The organism is Burkholderia sp. APQ4-4ca (assembly GCF_057837105.1).
Genome location: NZ_JBYQCG010000004.1, coordinates 26033 through 34522, shown reverse-complemented (window position 1 = coordinate 34522; position 8490 = coordinate 26033). Strand labels below are relative to the sequence as shown.

Genomic DNA, 8490 nt, shown 5'->3' with positions numbered 1-8490 from the left:
TGGCCGACGCGAAGGCGATCGATGCGGCGATCGCCGCGGCCGTCGACGCCACCAAGCCGATGCGCGAGATGCCGGCCTACAAGCGGCAGGCCGTGCTCGATCATTGCGTCGCGCGGTTTCGCGAGCGTTTCGACGAGCTGGCCGAGGCGCTGTGCATCGAGGCCGGCAAGCCGATCAACGATTCGAAGGGCGAAGTCACGCGGCTGATCGATACGTTCCGCGTCGCGTCCGAGGAATCGGTGCGCATCGACGGCGAGATCGTCAACCTCGAGATCTCCGCGCGAGCGCAGGGCTACACGGGCTACACGAAGCGCGTGCCGATCGGCCCGTGCTCGTTCATCTCGCCGTTCAACTTCCCGCTGAACCTCGCCGCGCACAAGGTCGCGCCCGCGCTCGCGGCCGGCTGTCCATTCGTGCTGAAGCCCGCGAGCCGCACGCCGATCGGCGCGCTGATCATCGGCGAGGTGCTCGCGGAAACCGACCTGCCGAAGGGCGCGTTCTCGGTGCTGCCCGCGCATCGCGACGGCGCCGACCTGTTCACGACCGACGAGCGCTTCAAGCTGCTGTCGTTCACCGGTTCGCCGGCCGTCGGCTGGGCGCTGAAGGAGAAGGCCGGCAAGAAGAAAGTCGTGCTGGAGCTCGGCGGCAACGCGGCCGCGATCGTCGATGCGGACCAGCGCGACCGGCTCGACTACGTGGTCGAGCGGCTCGCGTTCGGCGCGTACTACCAGTCGGGCCAGAGCTGCATCGGCGTGCAGCGGATCCTCGTGCATGCCGACCTTTACGACGCGCTGCGCGAGAAGCTGATCGCGAAGACGCGTTCGCTGAAAATGGGCGATCCGAAGGATCCGTCGACGTTCGTCGGCCCGATGATCTCCGAATCCGAGTCGCGCCGGCTGTCGGGCTGGATGGACGCGGCCGTCGCGGCGGGCGCGAAGATCGTCGCGGGCGGCAAGGTCGACGGCGCGATGTTCGAGGCGACGCTGCTGGAAAACGTCGGGCGCGAGCAGGACCTGTACCGGAAGGAGGCGTTCGGCCCGGTCGCGATCCTCGAGAAGTTCGACCGCTTCGACGACGCGCTCGCGCGCGTGAACGACAGCGACTTCGGGCTGCAGGCCGGCGTGTTCACCGATTCGCTCACGCACGCGCACCGCGCATGGGACGAGCTGGAAGTCGGCGGCGTCGTGATCAACGACGTGCCGTCGTTCCGCGTCGACAACATGCCGTATGGCGGCGTGAAGGATTCCGGTCTCGGCCGCGAAGGCATCCGCTATGCGATCGAGGACATGACCGAGCCGCGGCTGATGGTCGTGCGGCGCCGGTAACGCGCGGCAGGCGGCGCGGCGCGGGGCCGCGACGGCACGCGGGCGGGCGATCGGGCCGGCCCGCGTGCCGTTTTTCATGGCGGCGCACGGCGTGGCACGGCGCCGCGCGTGTACCGCGTGGCAGGCCGCCTGAAACACGCTCGACTACGGGCCTTGCGTCGTGATGTAATCGCGCGAAACTGCCGACCGGGGTACGACGCCGGAACGCGCGAATTCATTCTTCACGAGGTCGATTCATGTCCCCCGTCTCGGCATTCAAGCTGGTTCTGTTGTCATTCCTCGCGATCGTCGCGCTCGAATGCATCGCCAAACGGCTGCGGCTGCCGCCCGCGGCCGCGTTGCTGATCGGCGGCATCGGCATCGCATTCATCCCCGGCCTGCCGCCGGTCGACCTCGATCCCGAGCTGGTGCTGCTGGTGTTCCTGCCGCCGCTGCTGATGGATGGGGCGTACTTCTCCGTGTGGGAAGAATTCAAGCGCAACGTCGGCGGCATCCTGATGCTGGCGATCGGCGCGGTCGTGTTCACGACGTTCGCGGTCGGCTTCGCCGTCCACTGGGTGGTGCCGGCGCTGCCGTGGGCCGCGTGCTTCGCGCTTGGCGCGATCGTGTCGCCGCCCGATGCGGTCGCCGCGAAGGCCGTGCTCGAACGGGTCGCGCTGCCGCGCCGGTTGATGGTGCTGCTCGAAGGCGAGAGCCTGCTGAACGACGCGGCCGGCCTGGTGCTGTTCCGCTTCGCGGTCGCGGCCGCGCTCACGGGCGCGTTCAGCCTCGAGCATGCGGTCGTGCGCTTCGCGGAACTCGGGCTCGGCGGCGTGGTGGTCGGCTTCGTGGTCGGCAAGCTCGTCGTGTGGTTCCTGAAGCTGCTCGACGACGACTATCTCGTGATCACCGTCGCGGTGATCACCGGCTGGATCGCGTACATCGCGGGCGAAATGGTCGAGGTGTCGGGCGTGATCTCGACCGTCACGGCCGGCATGATCATCGGCTGGCATCAGCACGAGGTGTTCACGGCGGCCGTGCGCACGCGCGGCACCGCGTTCTGGCAGGTCATCGTGTTCCTGCTCGAGGCGATGGTGTTCGTGCTGATCGGGTTGTCGCTGCGCGGCGCGATCCACCGGCTCGGCGGCTTCGAGCAGGTGCTCGGCACGATGGTGCCGCCGGTGCTCGCGGTGCTGGCGGCGGTGATCCTGTCGCGCTTCGTGTGGATCTACGCGGTCGAGGCGCTGAAGTGGCCGGTGCGTGGCCTCGTGCGGCGCGGCGACGCGCCCGACTGGAAGGCCGCGACGATCATGAGCTGGGCCGGGATGCGCGGCGTGGTGACGCTCGCGATCGCGCTGTCGCTGCCCGAGGCGCTGCCCGGCCGCGACGTGATCCTCGTCGCGTCGTTCGCGGTGATCCTCGTCACCGTGCTGCTGCAGGGCACGACGATCGGGCCGCTGATCCGGCTGCTGCGCCTGCCGCAGCGCGACGAGCGCGCCGCGCATCACCTGACCGAGCCGCAGACGTGGGCGTACGTCGAGGCCGCGCAGCTCGCGGCGATCCAGCCGCTCGTGCGCGACGAGCACGGCGTCGTGATCCATCCGCGTCTGCTCGAGCAATACACGTATCGCGCCGAGCTGACCGAACGGTCGAAGAACGAGCCCGCGTATCCGGCGGAAGTGCGTATGGCGCACTACGACGTGGTGCTGGCCGCGATCCGGGCCGGGCGCGCCGAACTGTTGCGCCTGCATCGGTCGGGGCGCATCCACGACGAGATGCTGCACACGCTCGAGCGCGACCTCGATCTGCAGGAAGTGTCCGCGCAGCACGCGCGCGGGTAAGCGGGCGCACGGGCCGGCGTCCTGCCGGCCCTGACACGCGCGGGTCGGGCACCCGCCGCGCGATTTTTCTTCACCCGCCTGCCGTTTGCGGCCCTTCGCATCCGACCCCAATACATTCGCCGATACGATCCGCCACCAGTCTTGCAGCGCATGCAAACCTCATCGCGCCGGTCTCGCAAACGTTATCGTCCTTCGAATCCGGAAATGATCCGATTTATCTGATTCCGTCTCTTTCTGCATATTTGGCAAAACTAAACCGGAAGGAGATAGATGCTGTGTTCTAATTTCATTTAGAATCAGCCGGTTAAGTTTATTGAGAGAAAGAATGCGGAGGTAATGTGGGCCGCCGACGGGGAAATAAGCGGCGTACAAAGCCCCGCAAGGCAGGGCCGACAGGCTAAATCGGCGGAATCAGGCGGTTTTTTCAACCTGCCAATATAAGATGGTGTCCAAGTCGGATAAACAACTCCTATGAAAGAATCGATTGGAGATTCGGCGTTTGAAACTGTATTTATGAAAGAATCGAGCAGTGATAATGCCTCGGATTGCCTCGAATCGGGCTTATCGGTCCTGCTGGTCGACGACCAGCCGTTCGTCGGCGAGGTGATCCGTCGCGCGCTGCGCAGCGAGCACGACATCGACCTGCACGTGTGCACCGACGCGCACCGGGCGATGGCGGTCGCGCGCGACGTGAAGCCGACGGTCATCCTGCAGGATCTCGTGATGCCGGAGATCGACGGCCTCGATCTCGTGCGCGCCTGGCGCGCGGACCCCCGCACCGCACGCGTGCCGATCATCGTGCTGTCCGCGAAGGAGGAGCCGATCGTCAAGCGCGAGGCGTTCATCGCCGGCGCGAACGACTATCTGGTGAAGCTTCCCGACGCGATGGAGTTGACCGCGCGCATCCGCTATCACTCGAATTCGTACCTGATGTCGCGGCAACGCGACGAGGCGCTCGATTTCCTGTCGCACGACATGCGTTCGCCGCAGACGTCGATCCTCGCGCTGCTGGACGTCTACCGGGCCGAGCACGGCGACATGCCGGCGATCATGGAGCGCATCGCCGGCCATGCACGGCGCGCGCTCGCGCTCGCCGACGGCTTCATCCACTTGACCCGTGCGCAGTCCGAACGGCGCGCGCACGAGGTCGTGAGTCTCAACGAGATCGTGCTCGACGCCGTCGACCAGCTGTGGGAGAAGGCGGCCGGGCTCGGCTGCCGGGTGAGCGCGTGCGTGCCCGATACCGCGTGCGTGACGATGGGCGACCGCATGATGCTGACGCGCGCGGTCGCGAACCTGATCGACAACGGGCTGAAGTATGGGCCGGCCGGGATGGACGTACATTGCACGCTGAGCGGCGAGGACGGCGCCTGGCTGATCGGCGTCGAGGATGCCGGCGCCGGCATCGCGCCGGAGCAGCGCACGGCCGCGACCGAGTCGTTCGTGCAGCTCGAATCCGCGCACGGCGCGGCGCGCAGCGGGTTCGGCCTCGGCCTCGCGTTCGTCCGCGCGACGGCGGCGCGGCATCGCGGCCAGATCCTGATGCGCAATACGGCGCGCGGCTTCATGGTCGCGCTCCGGCTGCCGGCGCAAGCGGAGCGATGATGTCGCGGCGCGGCCTGCCGGCGTCGCGCCGCCCGCGGGACCCCGATGCGCTCGTGGCGCGCCAACCGGCGCGCCAGGCGGGCGCGGATTTTTCAACGCTGAATTTAGAAAGCCCATAACGAACATGGCCACCTTGACGCCCCGCGCGACCAACGAAAGCCTGCATCCGACGATCGGCGCTGCCCGGCTGACGCTCGGCAATCGCATTCTGCTCAGCTTCGGCGTGCTGTTCGTGCTGATGCTGGCGACCGCCGGCGTGTCGTATGAGCGCCTGCGCGCGATCAACGCCGAAGCCGTCAGCATCGAGCGCGACTCGGTGCCCGGCGTCTACCTTGCGTCGTCGCTGCGCGGCGCGGTCAACGAGTCGTTCACGCTGCTGCAGCGCGGGGTCTTCGTCGACACCGAGTCCGACGCCGCGCAGCGCGATCTCGCGAAGATCGCCGACGCGCTGAAGGAAATCGAGTCGCTGTCGGTGGACTACCAGAACACGACGTTCCGCGACGACGACCGGCAGCGCTTCGCGGCGTTCCGCGGCGCCTACGATCACTACGTGCCGTTGCTCAACGAAGCGGTGCAGAACAGCCGCGCATCGCACGGCGAGGCGGTCGCCGCGTACGCGAAGACGCTGCCCGCGTGGACCGAGGTCGTGCGCAACGCGAACGTGCTGGTGCAGGAGAACCGCAAGTTCGCCGAGCAGTCCGCGAGGATGATCCGCGAATCCGTGCAGGACACCGAGATCGTGCTCGCGACCGCGCTGGCGTTCATGCTGCTGTCCGCGCTCGGGTTCGGCTACATGTTGTACCGCTCGGTCACCGTGCCGATGGCGCGGCTCGTCGAGGTGCACGACGTGATGCGCACCGGCAACCTGACCCATCGCCTCGATCTGCGCCGCCGCGACGAATTCGGCACGCTCGAGACCGGTTTCAACCGGATGGCCGACGAGCTGACCGAGCTGGTTTCGCGCGCGCAGCAGTCGTCGCTGCAGGTGACGACGTCGGTGGCCGAGATCGCGGCGACGTCGCGCGAGCAGCAGGCGACCGCCAACGAGACCGCGGCGACGACGACCGAGATCGGCGCGACCTCGCGCGAGATCTTCGCGACGTCGCGCGACCTGCTGCGCACGATGAACGAGGTGGCCGGCGTGGCCGAGCAGTCGGCGACGCTCGCGGGCGTGAGCCAGAGCGGGCTCACGCGGATGGGCGAGACGATGCGCAGCGTGATGGACGCGGCCGGCTCGGTGAACGCGAAGCTCGCGATCCTCAACGAGAAGGCGCTGAACATCAACCAGGTGGTCGCAACGATCACCAAGGTGGCCGATCAGACCAACCTGCTGTCGCTGAACGCGGCGATCGAGGCCGAGAAGGCCGGCGAGTACGGCCGCGGCTTCGCGGTCGTCGCGACCGAGATCCGCCGCCTGGCGGATCAGACGGCCGTCGCGACCTACGACATCGAGCAGACGGTGAAGGAGATCCAGTCGGCCGTGTCGGCGGGCGTGATGGGGATGGACAAGTTCTCCGAGGAAGTGCGCCGCGGGATGCTCGACGTGCAGCAGGTGGGCGGGCAGCTGTCGCAGATCATCGCCGAGGTGCAGACGCTCGCGCCGCGTTTCCAGATGGTCAACGAAGGGATGCAGACGCAGGCGAACGGCGCCGAGCAGATCACGCAGGCGCTGTCGCAACTGTCGGAAGCCGCGCAGCAGACGGCCGAGTCGCTGCGCCAGTCGTCGCAGGCGATCGACGACCTGACGCTCGTCGCGAACCAGTTGCGCACCAGCGTGTCGCGCTTCAAGGTCGACGCGTGACGCGCGCCGATCCGCAGCACGGCGCCCACGCGCTGTTCCTGATGTTCGAGCTCGACGGCGAGCGTTATGCGCTCGACGCGGCCGGCATCGACGAGGTGCTGCCGCTCGCCGTCATGAAGGCGGTGCCCGGCGCGCCCGACTGGATCGCCGGGCTGCTGATGCGCGGTGGCCAGCCGGTGCCGGTGATCGACGTGCCGATGCTGGCGCTCGGGCGGCGCGCGCAGGCGCTGCGCTCGACGCGGCTCGTGATGGTCCGCCATCGCTCCGGTCACGCCGATGGCGAGCGCACGATCGGCCTGATCGTCGAGCGGGCGACGCAGACGATGCGGATCGATCGCGCGGCGTTCCGCGCCAGCGGCGTTTCTACCGCGCGCACGCGCTGGCTCGGGCGGGTCGCGAACACGCCCGACGGCGTCGTGCAGCAGCTGTCGGTGCCCGACCTGATCGACGACGTGGCACGCCTGTATCTGTTCGACGGCCCGGCGGGCCACGGAGAGGAGTTCGCATGAACGCGTCCGAAGCGCGCTTTCGCGACTGGTTGCTGCGCGAGACCGGCATCGACACCGATTCGCTCGGCAACGATTTCCTGATGCGGGCGCTGACGGATCGCGTGCATGCGTGGCAGGCGGACGGCGAGCGCGTGCCGTCGGCCGCGCGCCCGCCCGTCACGCCGGAAGCGCTCGATGCGTACTGGCAGCAGCTCAACGCGTCGGCCGACGAACGGCGCGCGCTGATCGAGTTGTTCGTCGTCCCGGAAACGTGGTTCTTCCGCGACCGCGAAGCCTTCGCGACGCTCGCGCGGCAGGCCGCCGAACGGCTCGCCGCGATGCCCGGCCGCGTGATCCGCGTGCTGAGCGCGCCGTGCTCGACGGGCGAGGAGCCGTATTCGGCGGCGATGGCGTTGCTGGATGCGGGGCTCCCGCCGGGCAGCTTCGCGATCGACGCGATCGACCTCAGCGCGCGCGCGATCGAACAGGCCCGGCTCGGTTGTTACGGGCGCAATGCGTTCCGCGGGACGGCGACGGAGTTCCGTACGCGGTATTTCACGCCGACCCGTGACGGCTGGCTGCTCGACGAGCGCGTGCGCGCGTGCGTGCAGTTCAGTCACGCGAACCTCGTCGAACCGGCGGCCGACAACGGCATTCGCTACGACTTCGTGTTCTGCCGCAACGTGCTGATCTATTTCGACCGCGATGCGCAGGACCGCGTGATCCGCTCGCTCGACGCGCGTCTTGCCGACGACGGCATGTTGTTCGTCGGGCCGGCGGAGACGGGCGTCGCGATGCGGCACGGGATGCGCTCGGCGCGCGTGCCGCTGGCGTTCGCGTTTCGTCGCGAGCCGGCCGGCGCGGCGGCCGATGCAGGGGCGGCCCGGCCGGTTGCGCCGCTGTCCGCGGCGGCGCAGGACCGGCGCACGGAGCGCTTCACGCTCGCACCGCTCGCCGCGCCGCGCCCGGTGGTGGCCGTCGCGCCGCCGGGCTGGCTCGGCGACGTGCGCCAGCCGCTCGCGGCGGCGCAGCCCGTGCGGGCCGCCGCAGTCGACGCACGGGCCTCTCCGGCGGCGGCGACCGCCGTGGCGGCCGCACCGGCCTACGACGGCATCGCGCCGGCGATCGACGCTGCGCCGACGCTGGAGGATGCGCAGGCCCTGGCGAACGCTGGCGCGTTCGACGCGGCCGAGCGCGTGCTCGCGCAGTTCTCGGCGCGTGTCGGCCCGCATGCCGATGCGTTCTACCTGAACGGACTGATCGCCGATGCGCGCGGGCACGCCGCGGAAGCGAGCGACTTTTACCGCAAGGCGCTGTACCTGCGCCCCACGCATCACGAGGCGCTGACGCATCTCGCGACGCTGCTCGACGTCGGCGGCGATCGCGCGGGCGCGCAATGGCTGCTCGAACGCGCCCGGCGTTCGGCCGGCTGACACGACGACGGGAAATGG

The 8490-nt window shown here is 68.9% G+C and carries 6 protein-coding genes; all 6 read left to right on the top strand.

The window, feature by feature from the left end; translation table 11 throughout:
- On the top strand, positions 1-1325 hold a 1325-nt coding region (locus AC3IFE_RS00615; protein WP_489189265.1), incomplete at its 5' end, for an aldehyde dehydrogenase family protein.
- Positions 1326-1561: 236 nt separating this feature from the next.
- Entirely contained in the window at positions 1562-3145 is a 1584-nt protein-coding gene (locus AC3IFE_RS00610) for a Na+/H+ antiporter (RefSeq protein WP_489189264.1), read from the top strand.
- Positions 3146-3616: 471 nt separating this feature from the next.
- Positions 3617-4750, top strand: coding sequence for a hybrid sensor histidine kinase/response regulator (locus tag AC3IFE_RS00605; RefSeq protein WP_089469243.1), 1134 nt, complete (start codon positions 3617-3619; stop codon positions 4748-4750).
- Positions 4751-4874: 124 nt separating this feature from the next.
- The gene (locus AC3IFE_RS00600; protein ID WP_089469244.1) at positions 4875-6551 is read left to right on the top strand and encodes a methyl-accepting chemotaxis protein; all 1677 of its coding nucleotides are present in this window, start codon (positions 4875-4877) and stop codon (positions 6549-6551) included.
- Positions 6548-7060, top strand: coding sequence for a chemotaxis protein CheW (locus AC3IFE_RS00595; protein ID WP_489189263.1), 513 nt, complete (start codon positions 6548-6550; stop codon positions 7058-7060). The genes AC3IFE_RS00600 and AC3IFE_RS00595 overlap by 4 nt, the downstream gene beginning before the upstream one ends.
- On the top strand, positions 7057-8472 hold the full coding sequence (locus tag AC3IFE_RS00590; RefSeq protein WP_489189262.1) for a CheR family methyltransferase: 1416 nt from the start codon (positions 7057-7059) through the stop codon (positions 8470-8472). The genes AC3IFE_RS00595 and AC3IFE_RS00590 overlap by 4 nt, the downstream gene beginning before the upstream one ends.
- The last annotated feature ends 18 nt before the right edge of the window (positions 8473-8490 follow it).